The sequence below is a fragment of the Streptosporangium sp. NPDC050284 genome (assembly GCF_044459525.1).
Lineage (GTDB): Bacteria > Actinomycetota > Actinomycetes > Streptosporangiales > Streptosporangiaceae > Streptosporangium.
This window is the reverse complement of the sequence record NZ_JBITIZ010000014.1, coordinates 153,932-176,756: the sequence shown is the minus strand read 5'-3', so window position 1 is coordinate 176,756 and position 22,825 is coordinate 153,932. Positions and strand designations below refer to the sequence as shown.

The 22,825-nt window shown below is 70.0% G+C and carries 21 protein-coding genes; 11 read left to right on the top strand and 10 right to left on the bottom strand.

Features of this window, described 5'->3' with window-relative positions; translation table 11 throughout:
• The first annotated feature begins 94 nt into the window (after positions 1–94).
• Both ACIBH4_RS29470 and ACIBH4_RS29465 read left to right on the top strand, forming a co-directional pair.
• A complete protein-coding gene (locus tag ACIBH4_RS29470) occupies positions 95–775 on the top strand; it encodes a DUF4191 domain-containing protein (RefSeq protein WP_350947439.1) in 681 nt (226 codons plus the stop codon).
• Positions 775–1,587, top strand: coding sequence for a class I SAM-dependent methyltransferase (locus ACIBH4_RS29465; protein WP_362765155.1), 813 nt, complete (start codon positions 775–777; stop codon positions 1,585–1,587). Before ACIBH4_RS29470 ends, ACIBH4_RS29465 begins: the two co-directional genes overlap by 1 nt.
• Positions 1,588–1,625: 38 nt before the next feature.
• Here the strand turns inward: ACIBH4_RS29465 and ACIBH4_RS29460 are convergent, their stop codons facing one another.
• From ACIBH4_RS29460 to ACIBH4_RS29445, 4 genes are all read right to left on the bottom strand, one after another.
• Positions 1,626–2,753 (bottom strand): serine hydrolase domain-containing protein, encoded by a 1,128-nt coding sequence (locus ACIBH4_RS29460; protein ID WP_362765158.1) that lies wholly within the window; start codon positions 2,751–2,753, stop codon positions 1,626–1,628.
• A 155-nt stretch (positions 2,754–2,908) separates the two neighbouring features.
• Entirely contained in the window at positions 2,909–3,196 is a 288-nt protein-coding gene (locus ACIBH4_RS29455) for a hypothetical protein (protein ID WP_362502051.1), read from the bottom strand.
• On the bottom strand, positions 3,196–4,242 hold the full coding sequence (locus tag ACIBH4_RS29450) for an RNA polymerase subunit sigma-70 (RefSeq protein WP_362765161.1): 1,047 nt from the start codon (positions 4,240–4,242) through the stop codon (positions 3,196–3,198). The genes ACIBH4_RS29455 and ACIBH4_RS29450 overlap by 1 nt, the downstream gene beginning before the upstream one ends.
• Before the next feature lie 165 nt (positions 4,243–4,407).
• On the bottom strand, positions 4,408–4,869 hold the full coding sequence (locus ACIBH4_RS29445) for an RDD family protein (protein ID WP_350947434.1): 462 nt from the start codon (positions 4,867–4,869) through the stop codon (positions 4,408–4,410).
• 128 nt (positions 4,870–4,997) lie between these two features.
• On the opposite strand from ACIBH4_RS29445, the gene ACIBH4_RS29440 reads away from it, so the two are divergent.
• Both ACIBH4_RS29440 and glnA (ACIBH4_RS29435) read left to right on the top strand, forming a co-directional pair.
• Positions 4,998–6,014, top strand: a complete 1,017-nt coding sequence (locus ACIBH4_RS29440) for a hypothetical protein (protein WP_362765164.1) — start codon at positions 4,998–5,000, stop codon at positions 6,012–6,014.
• A 170-nt stretch (positions 6,015–6,184) separates the two neighbouring features.
• On the top strand, positions 6,185–7,609 hold the full coding sequence (gene glnA / locus ACIBH4_RS29435; protein WP_350947432.1) for a type I glutamate--ammonia ligase: 1,425 nt from the start codon (positions 6,185–6,187) through the stop codon (positions 7,607–7,609).
• Positions 7,610–7,969: 360 nt separating this feature from the next.
• On the opposite strand, the gene ACIBH4_RS29430 is transcribed toward glnA (ACIBH4_RS29435), so the two are convergent.
• The gene (locus tag ACIBH4_RS29430; protein WP_362502044.1) at positions 7,970–8,455 is read right to left on the bottom strand and encodes a hypothetical protein; all 486 of its coding nucleotides are present in this window, start codon (positions 8,453–8,455) and stop codon (positions 7,970–7,972) included.
• Positions 8,456–8,883: 428 nt separating this feature from the next.
• Here ACIBH4_RS29430 and ACIBH4_RS29425 point away from each other — a divergent pair, with 428 nt between their 5' ends.
• The 3 genes from ACIBH4_RS29425 (at position 8,884) to ACIBH4_RS29415 (ending at position 10,936) form a co-directional block, all read left to right on the top strand.
• Positions 8,884–9,087, top strand: a complete 204-nt coding sequence (locus ACIBH4_RS29425; RefSeq protein ID WP_362502042.1) for a hypothetical protein — start codon at positions 8,884–8,886, stop codon at positions 9,085–9,087.
• A gap of 335 nt (positions 9,088–9,422) precedes the next feature.
• Positions 9,423–9,956 (top strand): NlpC/P60 family protein, encoded by a 534-nt coding sequence (locus ACIBH4_RS29420; RefSeq protein WP_362765166.1) that lies wholly within the window; start codon positions 9,423–9,425, stop codon positions 9,954–9,956.
• Positions 9,957–10,099: 143 nt separating this feature from the next.
• Complete coding sequence (locus ACIBH4_RS29415; RefSeq protein WP_362502038.1) at positions 10,100–10,936, top strand: LLM class flavin-dependent oxidoreductase; 837 nt, start codon at positions 10,100–10,102, stop codon at positions 10,934–10,936.
• 24 nt (positions 10,937–10,960) lie between these two features.
• Here ACIBH4_RS29415 and ACIBH4_RS29410 read toward each other — a convergent pair whose 3' ends face one another.
• The 3 genes from ACIBH4_RS29410 to ACIBH4_RS29400 form a co-directional block, all read right to left on the bottom strand.
• The gene (locus tag ACIBH4_RS29410) at positions 10,961–12,166 is read right to left on the bottom strand and encodes a hypothetical protein (RefSeq protein WP_362502036.1); all 1,206 of its coding nucleotides are present in this window, start codon (positions 12,164–12,166) and stop codon (positions 10,961–10,963) included.
• A gap of 328 nt (positions 12,167–12,494) precedes the next feature.
• A complete protein-coding gene (locus ACIBH4_RS29405) occupies positions 12,495–15,476 on the bottom strand; it encodes a bifunctional [glutamine synthetase] adenylyltransferase/[glutamine synthetase]-adenylyl-L-tyrosine phosphorylase (protein ID WP_362502255.1) in 2,982 nt (993 codons plus the stop codon).
• A gap of 259 nt (positions 15,477–15,735) precedes the next feature.
• Positions 15,736–16,446, bottom strand: a complete 711-nt coding sequence (locus tag ACIBH4_RS29400; RefSeq protein WP_362502034.1) for a type 1 glutamine amidotransferase — start codon at positions 16,444–16,446, stop codon at positions 15,736–15,738.
• Positions 16,447–16,660: 214 nt separating this feature from the next.
• Here ACIBH4_RS29400 and ACIBH4_RS29395 point away from each other — a divergent pair, with 214 nt between their 5' ends.
• The gene (locus tag ACIBH4_RS29395) at positions 16,661–17,524 is read left to right on the top strand and encodes an alpha/beta hydrolase (RefSeq protein ID WP_362502032.1); all 864 of its coding nucleotides are present in this window, start codon (positions 16,661–16,663) and stop codon (positions 17,522–17,524) included.
• A 4-nt stretch (positions 17,525–17,528) separates the two neighbouring features.
• Here the strand turns inward: ACIBH4_RS29395 and ACIBH4_RS29390 are convergent, their stop codons facing one another.
• Both ACIBH4_RS29390 and glnA (ACIBH4_RS29385) read right to left on the bottom strand, forming a co-directional pair.
• Entirely contained in the window at positions 17,529–18,263 is a 735-nt protein-coding gene (locus ACIBH4_RS29390) for a hotdog fold domain-containing protein (RefSeq protein ID WP_362502030.1), read from the bottom strand.
• A 262-nt stretch (positions 18,264–18,525) separates the two neighbouring features.
• A complete protein-coding gene (gene glnA / locus ACIBH4_RS29385; RefSeq protein WP_362502028.1) occupies positions 18,526–19,887 on the bottom strand; it encodes a type I glutamate--ammonia ligase in 1,362 nt (453 codons plus the stop codon).
• A 196-nt stretch (positions 19,888–20,083) separates the two neighbouring features.
• Here glnA (ACIBH4_RS29385) and ACIBH4_RS29380 point away from each other — a divergent pair, with 196 nt between their 5' ends.
• From ACIBH4_RS29380 to ACIBH4_RS29370, 3 genes are all read left to right on the top strand, one after another.
• On the top strand, positions 20,084–20,965 hold the full coding sequence (locus ACIBH4_RS29380; protein WP_362765169.1) for a terpene synthase family protein: 882 nt from the start codon (positions 20,084–20,086) through the stop codon (positions 20,963–20,965).
• 35 nt (positions 20,966–21,000) lie between these two features.
• The gene (locus tag ACIBH4_RS29375; protein ID WP_362502024.1) at positions 21,001–21,546 is read left to right on the top strand and encodes an EF-hand domain-containing protein; all 546 of its coding nucleotides are present in this window, start codon (positions 21,001–21,003) and stop codon (positions 21,544–21,546) included.
• Between the two features lie 149 nt (positions 21,547–21,695).
• The gene (locus tag ACIBH4_RS29370) at positions 21,696–22,643 is read left to right on the top strand and encodes a terpene synthase family protein (RefSeq protein ID WP_362502022.1); all 948 of its coding nucleotides are present in this window, start codon (positions 21,696–21,698) and stop codon (positions 22,641–22,643) included.
• The last annotated feature ends 182 nt before the right edge of the window (positions 22,644–22,825 follow it).

Here is a 22,825-nt window from a genome sequence, read left to right as displayed (position 1 = left end):
CCGCTCGCCGAGCGGGGTCCTTCCGGTTTCACGAGCCGGTGCCCGGCAGATTACGTTTTCACTTCTTGACCCCTGGATTTGTATCCTTCAGAACATGGCCAAGAAGCCCGAAGACTCAGAGCGCCCGGGGCGCATCAAGCAGCTCCGCATGATCGCGAAGATCATCAAGGAAGCCAATCCCAAGGGGATGCCGATCGTCTACGCGTCGGCGCTGGGCACGCTCGCGCTGTGCGTGGTGATCGGCCTGGTCACGGGCTGGTTCTGGTATCTCCTCTTCATCGGGATCATGCTGGCCCTCACCGTCGGGCTGGTGGTGTTCGGCCAGCTCGCCCAGAGGGCCCAGTACTCCATGTTGCACGGGCAGGTCGGCGCCGCCGCCGCGATCCTGCAGGGCATGCGCGGCAACTGGGAGGTCACTCCCGCCGTCGCCGTCACCCGCGACCAGGACATCGTGCACCGTGTGGTCGGCTACCCCGGCATCATCCTGGTCTCCGAGGGACCGGGCAGCCGTGTGCAGAAGATGCTGGTCGCCGAGAAGAAGCGCGTCCAGCGGGTCGCACTGGACGTCCCGGTCTACGACATCCAGTCCGGCGACGGCGATGGGCAGGTTCCGCTGGCCAAGCTGCAACGCCACCTGATGAAGCTGCCCCGCAACCTCAAGAAGCCCGCCCTGTACGAGATCAACAACCGGCTGAAGGCCCTCCCGCAGACGCTGCCGATGCCCAAGGGCCCGCTGCCGCGCGGCGCGAAGATGCCCCGCCCGAAGATGCGCTGATGGGCCTCGCCGGGTTGGGGCGCCACCGGGTGGACGCCGCGGACACCTCCCGGGCCAACCGCGGCTGGTGGGACGCCTCCGCCGACGAATACCAGGCGGAGCACGGGGAGTTCCTGCGCGACTCGGGGTTCGTCTGGGGCCCCGAGGGCCTGGACGAGGCCGACGCCCGCCTGCTGGGCGACGTCGCGGGCAAGGACGTGCTGGAGATCGGCTGCGGTGCCGGACAGTGCGGGCGCTGGCTGGCCGGGCAGGGGGCCAGGGTGGCCGCCTTCGACCTGTCCTTCAGGCAACTGCAGCACTCCGGCCGGATCGACCTGGACGCCGGGTCGGCGCTGCCGGTGGTCCAGGCGGACGCCGAGGTCCTGCCCTTCGCCGACCGGACGTTCGACCTGGCCTGCTCGGCGTACGGCGCGCTGCCCTTCGTGGCCGACGCCGGGGCCGTGCTGGCCGAGATCCATCGGGTGCTGCGCCCCGGGGGCCTGCTGGTCTTCTCGGTGAGCCATCCGATCCGCTGGGCCTTCCCCGACGACCCCGGCCCCGCCGGGCTCACCTCCGACCGCTCCTACTTCGACCGTTCCGCGTACGTGGAGATCGGCGAGGACGGACGGCCCTCCTACGTCGAGCACCACCGCACGATGGCCGACTGGGTCGGGCTCATCACCGCCTCAGGGCTGATGCTGCGAGGGCTGGTCGAGCCCGAGTGGCCGCCGGGTCACGAGCGCGAGTGGGGTGGCTGGAGTCCGCTGCGCGGCCGCCACCTGCCCGGCACCGCGATCTTCACCTGCGCACGCCAGGCGCGCCATCCCGCCTGAACAGCCGGTGGGATGGCGCGCTCGCGCCGAGCGACGCCCTAACGGTCGCCGCCGAGATCCATGACGAGTCCGCCGAGGATGTCGAAAGTGGTGAAATCCCCGGCGGAGACGAGGTTCTTGGTCACGGCGACCGAGATCCCGGTGGCCGTGTCGGCGTACGCGGCCGACCCTCCGCTCCCCGCCATGCCGAACAGGGTGGGGTTGCTGAGGAGCTCGGTGGCGCCGAGGGCGTATCCGAGTGACCGGGTGGCGGGGAAGGCGGTGATCTCGTCCGTCCCGCTGAACTCCACCGCGGTGATCTCGCGGAGCCGTTCCCGCGAGACGAGCCTGACACCGTCCACCTCGCCCAGCAGGGCGGCGTACATCCGGGCCACGGCACGGGCGGACATGGTGCCGCCCGCCGGGATGTCGGAGGTCAGCACGTCGGCGCGGTTGCCGAAACCGGCGTCGGGCATCGCCGCCATCGGCGCCGCCGTGTAGCCGTCCACGACCCTGAAGAACGGGATGTCCGCGAACATCTCCGGGGACATCTCGAAGTCGCTCGGGGCGTCCTCCAGGCGGGCGAGCCTGCCCAGCTCGGATTCGGGGACGCCGAAGAACAGCTCGTCGGTCACACCCAGCGGTCCGGCGATCTCCTCCCGCAGGACCTGGGAGATCGGCCTGCCGGTGGCCCGGCGGACGATCTCGCCGACGATGTAGCCGAACGACTGGGGGTGGTAGCCGCTGCCGGCGCCCGGCTCCCACCAGGGCTTGGCGTCGGCGATCACCGCGCACATCCCCTCCCAGTCGCACAGGTCCTCCGGCGTGGTGGCCACCGGTACGCCCGGCACGCCCGTCGAGTGGGTGAGGGCGTGCCGTACGGTCGCGCGCTCCTTGCCGTAGGCACCGAACTCCGGCCACAGCTCGACGATCGGCGTGTCGTAGCCGAGGACGCCCCGTTCCACCAGCACGTGCACCACCGTCGAGGTGACGCCCTTGCCGGTCGAGGCGCTCCAGATCGGCGTGTCCGGTGTGACGGGACGCCCGGTGGCCGGATCCGCGACGCCCGCGACGACGTCGACCACCGGCTCGCCGTGCCGGTAGGCGGCGACCTGCAGGCCCCGCTCGGCGCCGGACTCCACCAGCTTGTCGGCCGCTTCCTGGACCCGCTTCTGCATATCGTTCATCGTCTCGCCCTTCGTGATGAGGTGTGTGACCTGTACGACGGCGGGAGGCCGGGAAAGGAATCGGTCCGGGAGGAGAAATTCGCTCCGAGGTCCGGCGCCGCCCGGTCACGGGAGGTCGGCGCCGGAAAACCGGGAGGGGAAACAGCGCAGGAAGATCAGCGCCGGGAGATCGCGAGCAGGACGGCGGGCTCCCGCCCCGGGTTGCGCAGGGCCCGCACGGTGAGCCCGTCCAGCCACAGCACGTCACCGCGCAGGAAAACCCGGCGATCGCCGTCGGAGCAGACCAGTTCGATCCGCCCTCGCTCCAGCAGGACGATCGCCCCCCGCCACTCGTCCCCGTCGCGGACGTGCGAGTCCCCGGGCGCGACGACGACCCTGCGCACGTCGAACGCCGGCCCGGCCCCTCCGGGAGGGATGGGCGCCGGGTCCTCACCGGCGCCCATCACAACGTCGGGGGAAGGTCGAAAGCCGGGAAGATCTCGGCGCCGAAGGTCGTGATCTGGGTGACCAGCCCTTCCTCGACCCGCAGGACCCCGAGCCACGAGCCGTGGTACTCGGACTCGCCGGGACGCCTGACATACGCCGCCGCGGCGGGCTGCCGGTTGGCGCGGGTGGGCAGGACCCGCCAATCCCCCCACGCCTCGGGACCGATCATGGCGGGGCGCCACGTGTCGACGATCGAAGGTCCGCCCAGGATCCAGATCGGCGCCGGCGGCATCGACTGCCACGCGTCCGCGCGCAGCACCCCGGCCAGGATGGCGGGATCGGCCTGCTCGACGGCGTCGATGTAGCGCTGCAGCACCGCGCGTTCCTCACCGGTCGGATCCGACGACGGCGCCCATTCCAGCCGTCGCGCGGGCAGGTTCTCCCGCATCGTCGACCGGGCCCGCTGCAGGGTGCTCTTCACCGAGACGACGCTCACCTCCAGCAGGGCGGCGGCCTCCTGCGCCGACCAGCCGAGCACGTCGCGCAGGATCAGTACCACCCGCTGCCGGGGAGGCAGGTGCTGGATGGCGGCCATGAACGCCAGCTCGATCGTCTCCTTGGCGACCACGGCGGCGTCCGGCTCGGCGTCGGCGGGCGCGGCGGGCTCCAGGAGGCGGTCCGGGTAGGGACGCAGCCAGAAGACCTCGGTCGAGGACGGCGACGGCACGCCCGGAGTGGCGAGCACCGGCGCCTCGCGAGGGCGCGGGCGACGCGGGTGACGATCGAGGAAGTCCAGGCACGCGTTGGTCGCGATCCGATACAGCCAGGCCCTGAACGTCGAGCGCCCCTGGAAGCTCTCCCGCCTGCGCCAGGCGCGCAGGAACGTCTCCTGCACCATGTCCTCGGACTCCTCGAACGAGCCGAGCATCCGATAGCAGTGCACCCGTAGTTCCCGCCGGTACCTCTCGACGAGCGCGCCGAACGCCGGCTCGTCACCCGCCAGCGCCGCGGCCAGGACCTCGGCGTCCTCCGACCGTTCCCGGCCTGTCTCGTCTCCGCTCACGACCTCATACCTCCCGTACGGCGTCCCGCCCTGCGCGGGCGCCCACGGTATGACGACCGCCGGGCGGAAAAGGAATCGGCGGTCTCGGCCCGCACCGGGGGCCAGGAACGAGCACCGGGAACGGGAGAGCGGAGAAGGGGGGAAAGAAACCGGGCGCGGGCCGGCTCAGAGACGTACGACCACGGTGTTCGCCGCACGGTCGTGCAGGCCGCGCTGGTCGCGGTCCCAGACGAGGGCGGGCACGGCGAGGCAGAGCAGGAAGGTCCGCGCGAGCACCGAGACGAACCCGGGGGCGCCGCCGCCGAGCGCGGCGACCCGGATGCCGAACAGGCGCATCCCGAAGGTCATCCCCATGGTGCCGACCAGCAGGAGGTATTCGACGGCGAGGATCAGGACCGGCACCCAGGGCGTCGCGGCGGCGTCGATCCGCAGGAGACCCTGGGTGATGGCCCAGGTGCAGATCAGCCAGTCGACCATGATGGCGCCGATCCTGCGGCCGAATCCGGCCACCGCGCCGCTGCCCTCCTCGGGCATCCCGAGCCGCTCCCCCGGGTAGCCGAGATCGACTCCGGCCGACCGGACGCCACCGAGCCAGGTCTGGGTCCAACGCGGCTGCTTGCTGCTCATGGTCCCAACGGTATCCGCCCCGGGTACCGCCCTCGTACTCGCCCGGAACGACTGGCGAGACCAGGCGAAAGCCATGGATCATATGCGTCGGTATCTCAACAAGCACATTTCCCCCCCGGAGCCCCCCCGTGCCTGACAACGACGACATCGACCAGCGGTTCAAGACGCTCACGGACCAGATCAGCGCGCGGGAACGCAAGCGGATGACCAAGATCGCAGAACAGGAGTGGGCGCGGCAGCCCCGCCTCAGGCGGGCCCGCAGGCGGCGGAGGGCGGCGATCGCCGTCGCCGTCCTGGTGGCGGCGGCCGGGGGGTTCGTCGTCTACCGGCCCGACGTCGTCGAGGGCGTCCGCGCCTCGGTCTTCGCGGGGTTCGCGGACTCCGGCACCGGCCCGACGGCCCAGGGTCCCGAGCAGGCGCAGGTGAAAGCGGCGGACGTCTCCCCCTTCCACGGCTCCCCCGCCCAGGACTACGCCGACGGCACCAAGGGGCTGGTCATGCCGAAAGCTCGGGCGCTCGGCGGGCTGAGCCGCAAAGAGGTGTCGACGGCCCTGCTGCACGCGAGAAAACTCCTGATCGCCTCGCACCTGGACCGCAAGGTGCTGCTGGGCGGCAGGCCGAACGCGCTGATCCGGCTGCTGGACTCCGAGCAGCGCGCCCCCTTCGTCAAGGGCCTCAAGCGTCCTGACAAGTCGAAGAAAGGGTACGAGAGCCGAAGGTGGGTGACCAGCCTGGCTCCGAAGAGCGCGGAACTGGTGAGCGAGACCTTCAAGGTCAGCGGCAGGACCCGGCTCACCACCTTCAAGGAGAACGGGTTCAGCGGCGTCCGGATCAAGGTCAACTACCTGTTCGTGTACGCGATCCAGCGGCCCGGCCGGCCGGAGACCCTCACCAGGCTCGTCGCGCACAACCTCGGCACGCTGGACGTGTGGCGGGAGAGCGGCCGGCTGCGCCTCTGGATCGTCGACTGGAACGGTGGAGGAACGGCCCCGGCCCGGTGCGACGTCGACGACGTCTTCGTACACCCGTTCTATCCGGACTCACCCCCCGACCTGACGCTGAAGACCGGCGCGAAGGCCGTGGACGCCTACTCACTGGAGGAGGAGACGAACGAGGAGTGCAGCCCTCTGAAGTCGGACACGTGAAAATCCGGCAAAACCGGGCAAAGGAAGCCTCCGTCATACCCGTCCACGCGAGATCCGAGAACTAGCGTGGAGGCGACTTTCGCTTAACACGGGTGAAACAAACGAGACACGGGGCGGTAACGGCACAGGCATACTTTCGGTCCTGTTAGCCCGTCCCATGGGAGGTTCGCGTGTTCAACTCCGCCGACGACGTCCTGAAGTTCATTAAGGACGAAGGGGTGCAGTTCGTTGATGTCAGGTTCACCGACCTGCCGGGGACGACGCACCACTTCACGTTCCCCTCGGAGAACTTCGGAGCCGCTGTCTTCACCGATGGCCTGATGTTCGACGGATCGTCGATCCGCGGGTTCCAGGCCATCCACGAGTCGGACATGCTGCTGCTGCCCGACCCGTCCACGGCCGTGCTCGACCCGTTCAGGCAGCACAAGACGCTCAACATCAACTTCTTCGTGCACGACCCGCTGACGGGCGAGGCCTACAGCCGCGACCCGCGCAACGTCGCCCGCAAGGCGGAGGAGTATCTCAAGGGCACCGGCATCGCCGACACGATCTACTTCGGCCCCGAGGCCGAGTTCTACATCTTCGACGACGTCCGGTTCGAGACCAACGCCCACTCGAGCTACTACCACATCGACTCGATCGAGGGCGCCTGGAACAGCGGCAAGGCCCAGGACGGCGGCAACCTCGGTTACAAGCCGCGCTTCAAGGGCGGCTACTTCCCGGTCCCGCCGATGGACCACTTCACCGACCTGCGTTCGGAGATGGTCCGCAAGCTCATCGACGCCGGGATCGACGTCGAGATGCAGCACCACGAGGTGGGCACGGCCGGCCAGGCGGAGATCGACTTCCGCTTCAACACGCTGCTCAAGGCCGCCGACACCATGATGCTGTACAAGTACATCGTCAAGAGCACGGCCCTGGAGCACGGCCACACGGTCACCTTCATGCCCAAGCCGATCTTCGGTGACAACGGCTCCGGCATGCACTGCCACCAGTCGCTCTGGAAGGACGGCGAGCCGCTCTTCTACGACGAGGTCGGCTACGCGGGCCTGTCCGACACCGCCCGCTACTACATCGGCGGCCTGCTCAAGCACGCCCCGTCGCTGCTGGCGTTCACCAACCCGACGGTCAACTCCTACCACCGCCTGGTGCCCGGCTACGAGGCCCCGGTCAACCTGGTTTACTCCCAGCGCAACCGCTCGGCGTGCATCCGCATCCCGATCACGGGCTCCAACCCGAAGGCCAAGCGCATCGAGTTCCGGGTCCCCGACCCCTCCTGCAACCCCTACTTCGCCTTCGCCGCCCAGCTCATGGCGGGCATCGACGGCATCCGCAACAAGATCGAGCCGGTCGAGCCGGTCGACAAGGACCTCTACGAGCTTCCCCCGGAGGAGGCCCGCAACATCCCGCAGGTCCCGGGCACCCTGTCGGACGTGCTCGCGGCCCTGGAGGCCGACCACGAGTACCTCCTGGAGGGCGGCGTCTTCACGCCGGACCTGATCGAGACCTGGATCGCCTACAAGCGCGAGAACGAGATCGACCCGATCCGCCTGCGCCCGCACCCCCACGAGTTCGAGCTCTACTACGACGTCTGAGCCACTGAGCTTCCGACCTGGTTGAACACTGGCGGTTGAGCCGCCAGGACACTCGGGCTTTCCGCGAAAGGCCGTCGACCGCCCCTCCACCGAGGGTGCGTTCGGCGGCCTTTCGCATACGCACCCGTCCCGACGGCATGAAATTGTGCGGGTCCGCAGCGTGAACCCGGGGTCCTCGTGGCCGAGAAGCTCGGCGAGGTGGCGACCGGCCGCCCTCTGCCGACAGGAAGTCAGGAGTTCACATCTCCTGGGCTCCATCGGTTCAAACGCACTCTCGCCAAAGGACGTCGGCGAGAGTGCGCGACTATCCGAGTGACCACGATCTCTCTTCCGCTGGAAGCCGATCGGTATTCCGGCGACTCAGTTGTAAGGATTGTCGTAGGTCACGGACTTGGTGCGGCTGTTGTAACTGTTGCCGGGATAGAACCAGCCGCCCGTCACATTAATGGTGACATTCCTGAGGGTGGTGGAGTGGGTGTGTTCACCGTTGTAGAGGGACAGGTACGCCTGGCATCCGGGGGGAGCGGTCGCCGTGCCCGTCAGGGTCGGATACAGGGGCGTGCTGCCGTTGACGGTGATGGAGAAGCTCGGGCTGGGGTAGGCCCCGCTCCCCCAGCACAGCTGGAGCGCGTACCTGAACTTCGTGTTCCCGTCGTCGAACGCCACCGTGCCGGTCAGCTGGGCGAGCATGAGCGGTGGGCCTGCGTTCGAGGTCACCGTGACGGACACGGGCTGGTCTGGACCGTAGGTGGCGTGCGCGGGAGTGACGGGCACCAGGATTGCCGCGAGTGTCGCGATGGCGATGACGACGGAGCCTGCCGCACGACGTACTGTGGAACGTGTCAATTTCAACCTCACCTCTTTTCGTGATGTCGGCGGAGCACAACACGGAGATTATTGCCGGGGTCTACAGGCGTCCAGATAGGCGATTGGGAGACACTGATTCGGCTCGGCGTTAACTTGTGCCATGACAGTTCTCTCGAAGATGGATCAGGTATGCCAGCAGGTCGGAGATTAGTCCCGTAGAGCCGTATTAACGGCGTGCCGGGTGAAACTTTCATTCCACCGGAACGCGATCGACTCAGGCAGTGAAGACGGCTGGACCGGCGTGATCGTCTTCCGGGCCTTCCTCGCAGCGCTCCCCTTCCCCTCGGGCGACTTCAACGCGATCAAGGAGAGTGCCCTGCCGCCGTTAGATCGCCGACAAATGGGACAGAGGGAGTGGGCCGGGCGGTGAACGAGTCCGGCCGGAGATCACTATCTGGAGGTTGCGCATGCTTGCTCAGTCCATACGGAAGGCGGCCGTCGCCGCGGCGGCGATGACGGCGCTCGTCGGCCTGGTCGGCGGTTGCGGGGGCGACGGTGACAACGACAGGGATGACAGCCCGGATGTGGTCAACACGACCGGACCCGGTGTGGACGACGACGGCGGCGTGGACGACGACGGCGGTGTCGACAACGACGGGGACGGCAACTGACCGGCACCGACCAATGCCCACCAGCACAGACCAATACTGACCAACACCGGGGCGGCGAACGGCGTCGCCCACCTCACCGCGACCCGCGTGCCCGGCACGCGGGTCGCGGCATGCCGGACGCTCCCCCGGTCGGTGCCCGCGGATCGTCCGGGAAGGCGAACGGGCGAAGAGCCTTCCAGAAGCCCTCATGAGACGCGCGAGGCCGGGTTGTTGGGCAGACTGGTCGTGACTTATGTGGATAAATCAGGCGAGGTGACGTGACAGACGCCGGTCCTCACCGACTTCGCGATCTTCTCGGGCACCGGCGGCAGGCCGCAGCGGCCGCACTACTGGGAATGCTTCTGCTGCTGAGCGCCTCGACGCCGACCCTGCCGGCCGCCCTCAACCGGATCACCACCATCGCGTACGCGATCGAGGCCGGATCACACCAACCCGGCTGGTGGGGCGGCGCGATCCCGTACTCCTGGGGCGGCGGTCACGGCGAGGAGCCGGGCCCCTCCTTCGGCACCTGCCGGGGTTACACGGGGGCGATCAAGCCCTGCCCCGCCACCCGGACCCTCGGCCTGGACTGCTCCGGTCTCACCCGCTGGATCTACCACCTCGCCTACGGGCGCGACGTCCTGGGGCCCGGCAACACCGACGACCACGTGAAGCGGCTCAAGAGGGTCCCCGTCACCGTCGCCAAGCCGGGTGACCTCGTCTTCTACGGCAAGGTCGGTAAGCGTAAGGTCCGCACCCATCATGTCGGCGTCTACATCGGACAGGGCAAGATGATCAATGCGCGGAGGACAGGGACCGAGGTGCGGGTCGATCGTGTCGCGGCCCTCGACGACCTCGCGGGCTACTTCCGCTACTCGGGACCCCTCTGAGCCGCCCTCCCGAAAACAGACCGCCCTGAAAACAGCTGAGTGTCATGGAAACAGGAGAATGCCCTACAGAGGGGCTGCCGTGAGAACCGCACGGCGAGATCCCCAGCCTTCCATACCAGAAAGACATCGACCGTAGGAGAGACATGCGTCTGGGTGTCATGTTCGACCGCGACCTTCCCCCCGAGTCGCTCATCCCCTTCTGCCGCCATCTGGACGCGGCCGAGGTGGACGACGTCTGGGTGGTGGAGGATCTCGGCTGGACCGGGGCGATCTCGTCCGCGGCCACCGCGCTCGCCGTCACCGAGCGCCTGCGGGTGGGCATCGGGATCACCCCCGCGCCCCTGCGCAACCCGGCCCTGCTCGCCATGGAACTGGGCAACCTGGCCCGCCTGCACCCCGGTCGGCTCGCGGCCGGCATCGGGCACGGCGTCCAGGACTGGATGCGCCAGGTGGGCGCCCTCGCCCCCTCACCACTGGCACTGCTTGAGGAGACGATCACGGCGGTACGCGGGCTGCTGCGCGGTGAGACGGTCACCCTGGAGGGCAGGGCGGTGCGGCTCGACGGGGTGCGCCTGATACATCCTCCCGCCGTCGTACCGCCGGTGCTGGCCGGGGTGTTGCGGCCCCGCTCTCTGGAGCTGTCGGGACGGGTGGCGCAGGGCACGATCCTGCCCGAGGGCGTCGGCCCCCGGGAGATCGAGGAGGCCCTGAAGCTGACCGGTGAAGATGATCACGAGATGGTGGTCTTCGTCAACCTCTACATCGGCGACGACGCCGCGACGGTCACCACCCTGGCCGAGGGATCCGCCGGGTTCCTGAAGATCGCTCCCGACGAGGTGGTGATGGCGGTGGGTTCCGCCGAGGAGGCGGCCGACCAGGTCAGGTCACTGTGGGAGGCGGGTGCCCGCACCGTCGTGGTCCGTCCGTTCGGACCCGACCCGCTCCCCCAGGTCGATCTTCTGCTGGCCGAGCTCCGCTAGCGCCGGACAGCGACACGACCCGGACTAGGAACGACTGCCCCGTACGCCGGTGAGGCGGCGCAGGACGTCCCACCAGAACGAGGCGCCGAACAGCAGCGCGACCATGGTGAGCAGATAGCCGGGCCAGTGCCCGAGGGTGATGAGCCGCTCCCACCAGGCTTCGCCGTTCCAGTTGAAGGACGGGTCGGCGGAGCCGTCGGGCGGGATCGTGATGCTCACGATCGCGTGGTCGAAGATCTTGACCAGCGCCGGGGAGCTGAGGGACTCGGTCACGCACTGGTACGGCTCGGCGAGGCCGACCTCGGCACCTGCGCACTTGTCCTTGAGAGCCGTGTACCCGTCGTCGCCGCCCGCGATGGCGCTCACCCCCGCGCGGTAGGCGTTGTCGCGCAGCAAGGTCTTGCCGTACTCCAGCGCGTCCATGCTGAACGCCAGCGTCAGGACCACTCCCAGTACGAAGACCACCCACTTGACGTAGCGGGCGTAGAGCGTGGACAGGCGCTGCATCTCCCCGTTGAACCAGTCCTCGACCCCCTTGCGGAACCTCGGCAGATCCCGCTGCGCCCCCTCCCAGACTCCCTTGAGGTGACCCGCGAGAGGGCTGTTGATCGCCTCCAGCTTCGCGAGCAGGCCATCGATCCCTCCCTCCTCGGCCGCGACCAACTCCATCACGGCGCCGGAGAACCGTGCGGGCGGGATGTTGGCGATGCTGGTGCGGGAGCCCTTGGGGTGGTCGATCTCCTGGAGCCGCTCGTACAGCCGCGCGGTCATGTCGACCGACGGTTCCGACCTCCCGTCCGTCGGAAAGCCGGACGAACCAGAAGAGTCGGAGGGTCCGGGGGATCCGGTACCCGCCTCCCCCGGGGCGATCCCCTCGGCGATCTCCTCCGAGACCTTCTCCCTGGCCTTCTCCGAGGCGAGGACGGCCACGGGGTCGACCCGCATCGGCTCGACCACCGAGGGCGCGGGATCGGAGCTGTGCACCGGACGCGGATCGTCCCCGGAGAAGGGCAGCTTCGCGAAGACGTCGGCTATCTTCGACGGGATCCACGACCTGCCGTCCTCCGAGCCGTCCAGGGTGTCCCTGAGGTAGGCCCACAGGAACTTACTGCGGATCCCGAGCAGCCGGACGAATGCCTCGTTGATCCCGCTCACCAGGAGCGACAGGAGCAGGAAGGCGAGGATCAGGCCGATGGCCAGATCAATGTAAACGGATATCAAATGGATCACCCGGACCGTTGATACACGCCCGCCCCAGGCGGCGCAACGCGATCACCCAAACAGGTTGGTTTTCGTGACCGGGGAACACGCGAACGAGCGGGTCTCCCCTCCGGTGCGGACCGGCCCTCGATCCGCACCGAACACGCCGGCCCCCGGGAACTCCGGCCAGACCGGCCCTCCCGGAAAGACCAGAAAAGGCCGGGGAAGGCCGGGAAAGACCAGAAAAGGCCGGGGAAGGCCGGAAAAGAACGGCCTTCGGAAAGGGCCCGCACCCAGAGGGACCGGTCCTTCCAATCCGACAGGAGTCGGACCGGAAGGACCCGGAAAACCGGGTGGATCAGTCCTCGTAGAAGACGTGCTCCACGACCCGGCGGGCACGACGGGTGACGCGACGGTAGTCGTCCACGAAGTCCTCCGTACCGTCGGGCGGGTAGCCGAGCGCCCGGGCGAGGAGCGTGCGCTCACGGGCGTCCACCGGGATCGCGTCGGAGGCGCGACCCCTCACCACGACGATGGCGTCGCGGATACGGGAGGCGAACCTCCATGCCTCGGCGAGCACGGCCTCGTCGGCCTCCGCGAGCAGGCCCTCCGTGACCGCCGCGCTCAGCGCCTCCAGGGTGCGGGTGGTGCGCAGCGACGGCCGCTGCCCCGCGTGGCGGAGCTGGATGAGCTGGGCCACCCACTCCACGTCGGACAGCCCGCCGGGGCCGAGCTTGGTGTGCAGGGCGGGGTCGGCGCCGCGCGGGAGGCGCTCGGCCTCCATCCTCGCCTTGAGCCTGCGGATCTCCAGCACGGCCGCGTCGGAGATGCCCTCCTCCGGGTAGCGCAGCGGGTCGGCCAGGTGCAGCAGCCCGACGCCGAGTTCGGCGTCCCCCGCGGAGAAACGGGCGCGCAGCAGCGCCTGCGACTCCCACGGCGACGACCACCGCTCGTAGTAGGCGGCGTAGGAGGCGAGGGTACGGACCAGCGGCCCGGCCTTGCCCTCGGGCCGCAGGCCAGGGTCGATGAGCAGCGGCGGGTCGGGGGCGGGCAGGGCGAGCAGGCGACGCAGCTCGTTGGCCACCTCGAACGCCGTCTCGGTGGCCTCGCGCTCGGACACGCCCTCGCGCGGCGAGTGGACGAACATCACGTCGGCGTCGCTGCCGTAGGAGGACTCGATCCCGCCCAGACGGCCCATCGCGATCACCGCGAACCTCGTACCCAGCGGGGTGCGGCGCTCCATCTCGACCTTGTCGATGGCGGCGTCCAGCGCGGCCTGGATCGTCACGTCGTTGAGCCCGGACAGCGTCTGGCCGACCTCCTCGATGCCGATGATGCCGGAGAGGTCGGCGACGGCCGTACGGAGCAGTTCCCTGCGGCGCAGCGCCCTGACCGCGGCCACCGCGCCCTCGGCGTCCCCGGGATGGCGGGCGACCACGGTCCGCGCCTCGGACAGCACCGCCTCGACGGGTCTGGGGGCGAGTTCCGTGTCCGAGCCGAGCATCGCGACCGACTCGGGAGCGTTCATCAGCAGGCCCGTCACGTAGCGACTGGTACCGAGCATCTTGGCCAGGCGCGACGCCACGGCGGTCTCGTCGCGGAGCAGCCGCAGATACCAGGGGGTGGAGCCGAGCTTGTCCGAGACCTGGCGGAAGCCGAGCAGACCGGCGTCGGGGTCGGGGGCGTCGGCGAACCAGCCGAGCATGACCGGCAGCAGGGTCCGCTGGATCGCGGCGCGGCGGGAGACGCCCGTGGTCAGCGCGCTGATGTGGCGCAGTGCCCCGCCGGGGTCCGCGTAGCCGAGGGCTTCGAGGCGGGCCTTGGCCGCGGCCGTGGAGAGCCGATCCTCCGACTCGGGCAGCCGGGCCACGGCCTGCAGCAGCGGCCGGTAGAACAGCTTCTCGTGCAGGCGCCTCGCCTCCATGGCGTGCCGCCGCCACCTGGTGGTGAACTCCCCCACCGGGTCGGCGGTCATGCCCAGGCTCCGGCCGAGGCGGCGCAGGTCGGCGTTGCCCTCGGGCACCACGTGCGTGCGGCGGAGCCGGTGCAGCTGGATCAGGTGCTCGACCTGGCGCAGGAAGGTGTACGCCTCGGCGAGGGCCTTGGCGTCGTCCCTGCCCACGTAACCGCCGCGGGAGAGGGCACCGAGCGCGGGCAGCGTGGCCCTGCGGCGCAGCAGCGGGTCGAGGCGGCCGTGGACGAGCTGGAGCAGCTGCACCGCGAACTCGATGTCGCGCAACCCGCCCGGCCCGAGCTTCAGCTGGCGGTCGGCCTCGCCGCTGCGGACGTGGGCCTCCACACGGCGGCGCATGGCCTGGACGTCCTCGACGAACTTGTCACGGGTGGCGGCCTGCCAGACCATCTCGTTCATCGCGGCGACGTACTGCTCGCCGAGTTCGGCGTCCCCCGCAACCGGCCTCGCCTTCAGCAGCGCCTGGAACTCCCAGGTCTTCGCCCAGCGCCGGTAGTAGGCGAGGTGGCTGGCGAGGGTGCGGACCAGCGGCCCGGCCTTGCCCTCCGGGCGCAGCGCCGCGTCGACCTCCCACAGCGCGCCCTCCGGAGTGCTGGTCGAGCAGGCGCGCATCATGCCCTGGGCGAGCCGGGTGGCGAGTTTGATCGCCTCGTGCTCGTCGAGGGAGCTGTCGGATCCCTCGCGCGGCTCGGCCACGAAGATGACGTCGACGTCGCTGATGTAGTTGAGCTCGCGTGCCCCGCACTTGCCCATGCCGATGACCGCCAGTCTCACCGCCCCCGCCTCCGGGTGCTCGGACCTGGCGATGGCGAGTCCCGCCTCCAGCGCGGCCCCCGCCAGGTCGGACAGCTCGGCGGTCACCTCCGAGAGTGAGACGACCCCGGTGACGTCGCGCGCGGCGAGATGGAGCAGGCGGCCCCGGTAGGCGGCGCGCAGCGCCGACAGGGTGGCGGTGGAGGCGTCGACGGCGACCGGCTCGGGCTCATCCGGCTCGGCACCGACCGCGAGCAGCAGCTCGGAGCGGAGTTCCTCCTCGGTCGGACGCTCCACGGCCGACGCCCCGCCGAGCGTGCGCCAGTGGTCAGGGTGCCTCACGACGTGGTCGCCGAGCGCGGCGCTGACGCCGAAGACACCGATCAGCCGCTCGCGCATCCCGGGGTCGGCCCGGAGCGCTCCAAGAACGCTGGGATCCTGCTCGGCCAGCCGGTTCAGCGAGGTGAGCGCCAGGTCGGGATCGGCCGCGGCGACCAGCGAGGTCAGCAGGTCGATGTCGCCGACGGCCTCCGGTCCCAGTTCGTCGAGCAGTCGCTCGGCCCTGGCACCGTCGGCGAAGCCGAGTCTCGCCAGGCGTCCGGCGGTCGTCTGCATCCGGGGCACGGTTTCCACCGACCCTCCATGGTCCTCGATCACAAGCACGGGTGCCCTTCCTCAATCCCTACCCCGAGCGATCAAAGGTGCACGCTCCCACACTCGCATGGGCCTCGCTTCCCCGGCGAACCGGGAGGGGCGGTGCGATCTGCTTCCGGGTCCCCACCCTGGTCCGCATCCCAGCGTTCGGAGCGTCGCCGCACAGGTTAATCCTGAAACTGTGCGGCGTCGTTAGCGGATTCGGAACGTAATCGCGCAGTCACGCGGTTTGGACGGCGATGACGACGGCGGCGAAACGTTCGGCGAGAGGTCTCCACGCGCCGACCAGGTCGTTCCTCGCCTCCTTCACCCGCGTGTTCAGCTCCTCGACCGAGTGGCCCAGGCCGGTCAGGGTGTCGGCCGATCCGGCCGTCCAGCCGATGAAGATCTCCGGGGTGGCCTCGGGGTGGAACTGCACCGCCCAGGCGTTCTCCCCCAGCCGGTACGCCTGGTTGGGGTACGGGTCGCCGGTGGCGAGCGGCACCGCGCCCGGGGGAAGCTCCGTGATCGCGTCGCGGTGGTACTGCACGGCGAGCGAGGGGCCGAGACCGGTGAACAGCCGATCCGCTCCGGCCGCGGGAAGAGGGAGGACCTCGGTCACGCCGACCTCAAGTCCGTGCTCCCCGCGCCCGACGGCACCACCGCAGGCGAGCGCCATGAGCTGTGCCCCCAGGCAGATCCCCAGGGTCGGCACGCCCTGCTCGACGCAGACGCGGATCAGGTCGCGGGTGGCGGGCAGCCAGGAACACCTCTCGTCCTCCCAGGCCGCCGCCTCGCCGCCGAGGACGATCAGTCCTCCGGTGATCCGCTCGGGCACCGCCTCGCCCAGGTAGGGCCGGACTACCTCGCAGACGGCCCCGGCCTCGGACAGCCATCCGGCGAGGAACCCGAGCCCCGCGTCGGCCTCGTGCTCGATGACGGTGATCCTCATACCGTAATTATGGGTTGATATAGGCACGAGACGGTCACAGCGGGGGGACCTACGAGATCGCCGCGCCCTCTGACGACCGTATGCCGACCGCATGCCGCACTCGTATCGCCAGCCCTATGTTCGGCGGGGACATTGACCTCGGACGTGAGTACCCGCCACCTTGGCATCAGCCCCGCCGGAACCGAAGGCGAGGCTCCACGCGCAAGGAGAACCGATGAATCCCGTCCTGAGTGATGTCGAGGTCCCCGGCGGCACGTTGCGCGTCGCCCGGTTCGGCACCGGGCCCCGCGTGATCGTGGCGGTGCACGGCATCACCGCCTCGCTCATGGCCTGGGCCGGCGTCGCCCGCAGGCTCCCCGCCGAGTGGTCTGTGGTCGCGATGGACCTGCGGGGCCGCGGCCACAGCGCCGGGCTCCCCGGCCCGTACGGCCTGGCCAGGCACGCCGAGGACGTGAACCTCGTCACCCGGTCCGTGGGCGCCGAGTCCGACATCGTGCTCACCGGTCACTCGATGGGCGCCTACGTCGCGGCCCTCGCCGCCGCGGGGCACGACTACGCCAGGGTGGTACTGGTCGACGGCGGACTCCCGAGGCCGCTGCCCCCCGGCGCCGACCCCGACGCGGTGCTGGAGGCCACGCTCGGCCCGGCCATCGCCCGGCTGGACCAGACCTTCCCCGACGCCGACGCGTACGTGGACTTCTTCAAGGCCCACCCCGCCTTCGCCGGCGCGTGGACCGAGGAGGCGGAGGAGTACGTCCGCTACGACGCGTCGGGGCCGGAGGGCGCGGTGCGCTCGCGGGCGCGGCGGGAACCGGTCCGCGAGGACGGCCGGTGGATGCTCACCGAGGATGAGACGGTCGACGCCGCGCTGCGCGCGATCACCTCGCCCCTGTCCCTGCTGCGCGCCCCACGCGGACTGCTGAACCAGCCGGTCGGCTTCATGCCCGACGAGCTGGCGGCCGCGTGGACCAGGAGGCTGCCCGCGCTGGAGGACGAGGTGATCGACGACTGCAACCACTACACGATCCTCTTCGACGACCGCTGCGCCTCGCTGGTCGCCAAGCACCTCTCCCGCTGAGCCCTCAGCCGGTCTTGGCGGGAGTGATCCAGGTGGCCTTGGCCGCGGCGACCAGGGTGCCGTCGGCCTCGTAGACGGCGCTCTCGCCGAAGAGCTTGCGGCCCTCGCGGCCGGTGGCGCGGGCCACGACGGAGTAGATGCCTCCGGGGTAGACCCGGCGGTGGATCCGCACGGTCAGACGGCCGAGCAGGGCGAACTCGCCGGGTCCGAAGTGCGCCCAGCCGGTGGGGCAGTCGAGGGCGGCCCAGACGACCGTGTGGGGGACGGTGCCGTCCGCCTCGGTGATGGTCATCGGGACCCGCCAGCCGGCGGCGATCAGGTCGGTGCCGGGCACGGGACCCGGGAAGATCCGCAGGCCGTCGCCGGGGGCGCGCAGGCCGCACGCGAAGCAGCCGGGGAAGGCGTGCTCGACGAGACCGGCGAAGCCGACCTCCGCCCGCGCGGCCTCGGTGAAGGGCACGAAGTCCGGGACGTCGAACTCCTCGGCGACCGTGATGGCCTCGACGAGGAGCCTGTCGCCGTGGGTGAGGGTCGCGGTGTTGGCGAGGTGGTGCAGGGAGAGCTCGGTGTCCAGTGGCGTGGGTGCGTGCAGCGTGACCTCGATGGCCGAGTCGTGCCGGGCGCCGTGCAGCGCCTCCGAGACCGTGCCCGCGATCCAGCCTCCGTTCGCGGACCCCTCGGGACCACGGAAACGCGCCGGAACGGTCAGCACGGTTTGCAGCTCGGACGTCGTTGTCATGCCGCACCTCCTGTCGCCTTTATGGCGGTCAATCCTCATAAATCAAGTTAATTGGACTGACCGATTTTATCGGACTGCTTGTACATACAGCCAACTCGGGTTCGATGACGCGCTTGTTAGCCGCGAGTAACACCGGTATGACGTTCGACGGACGCTCCCGGATCACCCGCCATGACGACCACGGCGGGCATCCAGGGCGCATGCCTCACGGGCACGGCGGGCGCCCCGGAGGCCCACCGGGCCCGTGAGACCGTGACCGCGGCTAGAGGACCGGCAGGTAGCGGCCGAGCTCGAACTCGGTGACCTGCCTGCGGTACTCGTTCCACTCCGCGCGCTTGTTGCGCAGGAAGTAGTCGAAGACGTGCTCGCCGAGGGCCTCGGCGACGAGCTCGCTGCGCTCCATGACCGCGATCGCCTCGTCGAGCGACTGGGGCAGCGGCTGGATGCCCAGCGCCCTGCGCTCGGCCGAGGTGAGCGCCCACACGTCGTCCTCGGCCCCCGGGGGCATCTCGTAGCCCTCCTCGATGCCCTTCAGCCCGGCCGCGAGGATCACGGCGAAGGCGAGGTAGGGGTTGCAGGCGGAGTCGAGCGAGCGGAACTCGATGCGGGTCGAGCCGCCCTTGTGCGGCTTGTACATCGGCACCCGGACGAGGGCGGAGCGGTTGTTGTGACCCCAGGAGACGTAGCTCGGGGCCTCACCGCCCGCTCCGGCGATCGCCTCGGCGCCGCCCCACAGCCGCTTGTAGGAGTTGACCCACTGGTTGCAGACCGCGGTGATCTCGGCGGCGTGCGTGAGCAGGCCACCGATGAAGGAGCGGCCGATCTTGGAGAGCTGGTAGTCGGCACCGGGCTCGTAGAAGGCGTTGCGGTCGCCCTCGAAGAGCGACATGTGGGTGTGCATGCCCGAGCCGGGGTACTCGGTGAAGGGCTTGGGCATGAAGCTCGCCCAGATGCCCTGCTCCAGCGCGACCTCCTTCATCACCAGGCGGAAGGTCATGATGTTGTCGGCGGTGGTGAGCGCGTCGGCGTAGCGCAGGTCGATCTCCTGCTGGCCGGGGCCGCCCTCGTGGTGGCTGTACTCGACGGAGATGCCCATCGACTCCAGCATCATGATCGCGTTGCGCCGGAAGTCGTGGCCGGAGCTGTGCGGGGTGTGGTCGAAGTAGCCGCCGCCGTCGATCGGCTCGGGGCGCTCGGCGCCCTCCGGCCGGCTCTTCAGCAGGAAGAACTCGATCTCCGGGTGGGTGTAGAAGCTGAAGCCCATGTCGGAGGCCTTCGCCAGGGTGCGCTTGAGCACCCAGCGCGGGTCGGCGTGCGAGGGCGAGCCGTCCGGCATGAGGATGTCGCAGAACATGCGGGCCGCGCCCGGCGTCTCGCTGCGCCACGGAAGGATCTGGAAGGTCGACGGGTCGGGCTTGGCGAGCATGTCCGACTCGTAGACCCGGGCGAAGCCCTCGATGGCCGAGCCGTCGAAGCCGATGCCCTCGGCGAAGGCCCCTTCAAGCTCGGCCGGGGCGATGGCCACCGACTTCAGGAACCCGAGCACATCGGTGAACCACAGCCGGATGAACCGGATGTCGCGCTCCTCAAGGGTGCGGAGAACGAACTCCTGCTGGCGGTCCAAGGCTTCTCCTTCATTGCCGGCGTGCCGCAACACGCCTAGTGGTCTCCCAGTTTGCCCTCTCAGTGTTTCGCACACGTTACGAGGAAGAACGGTGAGATGTGGCACAGGGACCGTCGTGCCTCCACACGCCCGTCCCTCTCTCCTCTTACAGTGTGCGACCGGGGCCGCTGGGAACCCGATCCGGGGGGAGACGACGATGACGCGTACCGAGGTCCACCGATCACCGCACGCGGTCCCGCCACCGGCCAGGCTCGCCGAACGCCTCGCGGCGCTGGCGATGCCCTGCCCCGTCCACCCGTCGATACACCTGGTCGAGGCCGCGACGTCCGACTGGGCGCGCGCGTCGGGCCTGGACCCCGATCCCGCCGCCGCCCGGCTGGCCGGACGGGCGTTCGCCCGTTGCGAAACCGGCGCGGTGACGCGGCTCGCCCGCTGGCTGACCTGGATGTCGTGTCTGCGCCGGGCTCCCGAGGCCCTCACCCCGGTCCTCGCCGTGGCCGCGGGCGGCGAGCCGGGCCGGGCCCCGCTGGAGCGGGGCTTCTCCGGCCTGTGGACGGCGTGCGCGCCGGAGATGGGCGACGCGTGGCGCGAGCGGTTCACGGCCGGGCTGGCCGCCCAGCGCGAGGCGCTCCTCGCCCCCGGGACAACCTCGGCCGGGGATCGTACGGGGTCGCCCGTGGACGCCTTCGGTCGCTACCTGTTCGACCTGGTGGAGCCCTGCCTGGGGGTGGAGGTGCCCGACCCGGTGTGGCGGAGCACGCACTGGCGGGCACTCGTCGAGGCGAGCGGCGAGGTGGCCGCCCGGTGCGAGGAGGCGGTGGCCGGGCCCGGCCATGTGAACGCCATTTCTCTGGAACGCTCCAATTCCGGGGCGGAAGAGTGGAAGATCGACGGGGTCGCCACCCGCGTGGAGGAGTTGTGGACGGCCGCCCGCGCGATCCCCGCGCTCACGGAGCGGCACGACCTGGGCTTCACCACCGCCCGTGAGGTGACGCGGGTGGCATGCGCTTTCTTGACCATCCCGAGGGCCTACCTGGAGTGGCTGCTGGAAACACCTCGCTATCGTCACTTGGCGTAACCGTTCTTCTTCGATGAGTAATGCTGGAGTAAGCGATGAGCACCACGCTCCTCAATCACAAGCTCGACCGTGCCTTCGGGCACGTGGACGTCGACGGCGACGGATCGATCGAGCGCGAGGACCTTCTCGGACTCGGCGCCCGGATCCTCGTCGGCTTCGGCGAGGCGCCGACCTCCCACGCCGGCAGCAGGCTCGCCCAGGGCTTCGAGGAGATCTGGCGGACCCTCGCCGCGGAGATCGACACCGACGGCGACGGCGTGATCTCGTCCGAGGAGTTCCGCGCCGGCATGACCTCGGCGTTCGTCGAGGGCGACCGGTTCGACACGGTGTTCGCGCCCGCGGCCGAGGCGTTGGCAGGGCTGTGCGACACCGACGGCGACGGGGTCGTGGGGCCGGACGAGTTCTGGATCATGATGGCCGCGTTCGGCACCCCGCGCGAGGACGTGCGGGCCACCTTCGAGCGGCTCGACGGCGACGGTGACGGCGTCGTGTCCGTGGACGAGCTGGTCGAGGCGACCCGGCAGTTCTACACGAGCGCCGATCCCGACGTGGTCGGCAACTGGCTGTTCGGTCCGCTCTAGTGGCCCTCATCCCAACGTTCGGCGATCCTCTGACCCGTCCCCGACCCCACCCACAGCCCTTGCCATCCTCGACGCACCTTTCCCCGCCTCCCTCCCCCGTCCCACCGGCCGGACCACCAAGACCCGCCGGGCCGCCGAGGTCCTCCGGGGTGGCCGCGGCCCTGCTGCTGCCCCTCACCGAACTCGTGCCGGTGATGTCGGCGCCGTGCCCGATGCACCCCTCGATCGACCTGATCGGCGCCGAGCTCGCCGTCTGGGCCCGCGCGGTGGAGCTCGAACCTCCCCCTGGCGCCGGATTCGAGCGGATGGCCGGCCGCGCCTTCTGTGGATTCGGCGTGGAGTCGGCGCTGCTGTTCGCCAAATGGCTGACCTGGCTGTTCCACTTCGACGACGAGTGGGACGAGAAACCCGCCGGGCGCGCGACCGAGATCGTCAAGGACACCTTCGCGCGGCTCGACCTCGTCGCGCGTTCCCCCGTCCACGCCTCCTCGCCCGTCGAGCTGGCCTTCGGCGACCTCTGGAAGGCCACCACCGAGCGGATGAGCATCCGCTGGCGGCACCGGTTCCTGGCCGGGCTGGCGGCCCAGGGCGAGGCATGCCGTACCGAGGCCGAGAACCGGTGCGCGGGCCGTGTCCCCTCCCCCGTGGAGTACCCGCGGCTGCGGCGGGGCACCGCGGGCCCCTACCTGTTCGACCTGGTGGAGCCCTGCCTGGGGGTGGAGGTGCCCGCGGGGCTGCGCGAGAGCACGACCTGGCGGACGCTGGTGGACGCCTGCAACGACGTCACCGCCTGGTGCAACGACGTCGCCTCGCACCACAAGGAGCGGGCCAACGGCGACGTGCACAACTACGTGACGGTCGCCGTGACCGCGTTCGGGCTCTCCGACGCCGACGCCGTCGCCTGGGTGAACGACCGGATCGCCGCCCGTGCCGAGGACCTGCGGACCTCCGCGCGCCGGCTGCCGACGCTGTTCGACCGGTTCGGGTTCTCGACCGGCCAGGCCAGGGACGTCAGCAAGGTCGCGTGCGCGTTCCTCACGGCGCCGAGGGCCCAGTTGGAATGGCTGCTGGAGTCCAGCCGGTACGACGTACCCTGACCGGCCGCCCCCGGGCGGATCCGTCCGGGGGCCCGCCGAGCCCGCACCCCCGGTCCCGGCTCATCCTCGCGCCTCCGCCCCTCCTTCCCCCGGCGCGAGGACCTCCGGTTTCCGCCGGGGGGCCGACGACCCGCGGGCGTCGTACGGCGCCCAACGGCTTTGAGCACTCGTTGATTGAATTG

Coding starts and splice junctions, on each gene's coding strand:
- ACIBH4_RS29420 (WP_362765166.1), top strand. CDS start 9,423: ATGCTTCTGCTGCTGAGCGCCTCGACGCCGACCCTGCCGGCCGCCCTC.
- ACIBH4_RS29470 (WP_350947439.1), top strand. CDS start 95: ATGGCCAAGAAGCCCGAAGACTCAGAGCGCCCGGGGCGCATCAAGCAG.
- ACIBH4_RS29445 (WP_350947434.1), bottom strand. CDS start 4,869: ATGAGCAGCAAGCAGCCGCGTTGGACCCAGACCTGGCTCGGTGGCGTC.
- ACIBH4_RS29375 (WP_362502024.1), top strand. CDS start 21,001: ATGAGCACCACGCTCCTCAATCACAAGCTCGACCGTGCCTTCGGGCAC.
- ACIBH4_RS29395 (WP_362502032.1), top strand. CDS start 16,661: ATGAATCCCGTCCTGAGTGATGTCGAGGTCCCCGGCGGCACGTTGCGC.
- ACIBH4_RS29390 (WP_362502030.1), bottom strand. CDS start 18,263: ATGACAACGACGTCCGAGCTGCAAACCGTGCTGACCGTTCCGGCGCGT.
- ACIBH4_RS29400 (WP_362502034.1), bottom strand. CDS start 16,446: ATGAGGATCACCGTCATCGAGCACGAGGCCGACGCGGGGCTCGGGTTC.
- ACIBH4_RS29380 (WP_362765169.1), top strand. CDS start 20,084: ATGACGCGTACCGAGGTCCACCGATCACCGCACGCGGTCCCGCCACCG.
- ACIBH4_RS29455 (WP_362502051.1), bottom strand. CDS start 3,196: ATGGGCGCCGGTGAGGACCCGGCGCCCATCCCTCCCGGAGGGGCCGGG.
- ACIBH4_RS29415 (WP_362502038.1), top strand. CDS start 10,100: ATGCGTCTGGGTGTCATGTTCGACCGCGACCTTCCCCCCGAGTCGCTC.
- ACIBH4_RS29465 (WP_362765155.1), top strand. CDS start 775: ATGGGCCTCGCCGGGTTGGGGCGCCACCGGGTGGACGCCGCGGACACC.
- ACIBH4_RS29425 (WP_362502042.1), top strand. CDS start 8,884: ATGCTTGCTCAGTCCATACGGAAGGCGGCCGTCGCCGCGGCGGCGATG.
- ACIBH4_RS29405 (WP_362502255.1), bottom strand. CDS start 15,476: ATGCAGACGACCGCCGGACGCCTGGCGAGACTCGGCTTCGCCGACGGT.
- ACIBH4_RS29460 (WP_362765158.1), bottom strand. CDS start 2,753: ATGAACGATATGCAGAAGCGGGTCCAGGAAGCGGCCGACAAGCTGGTG.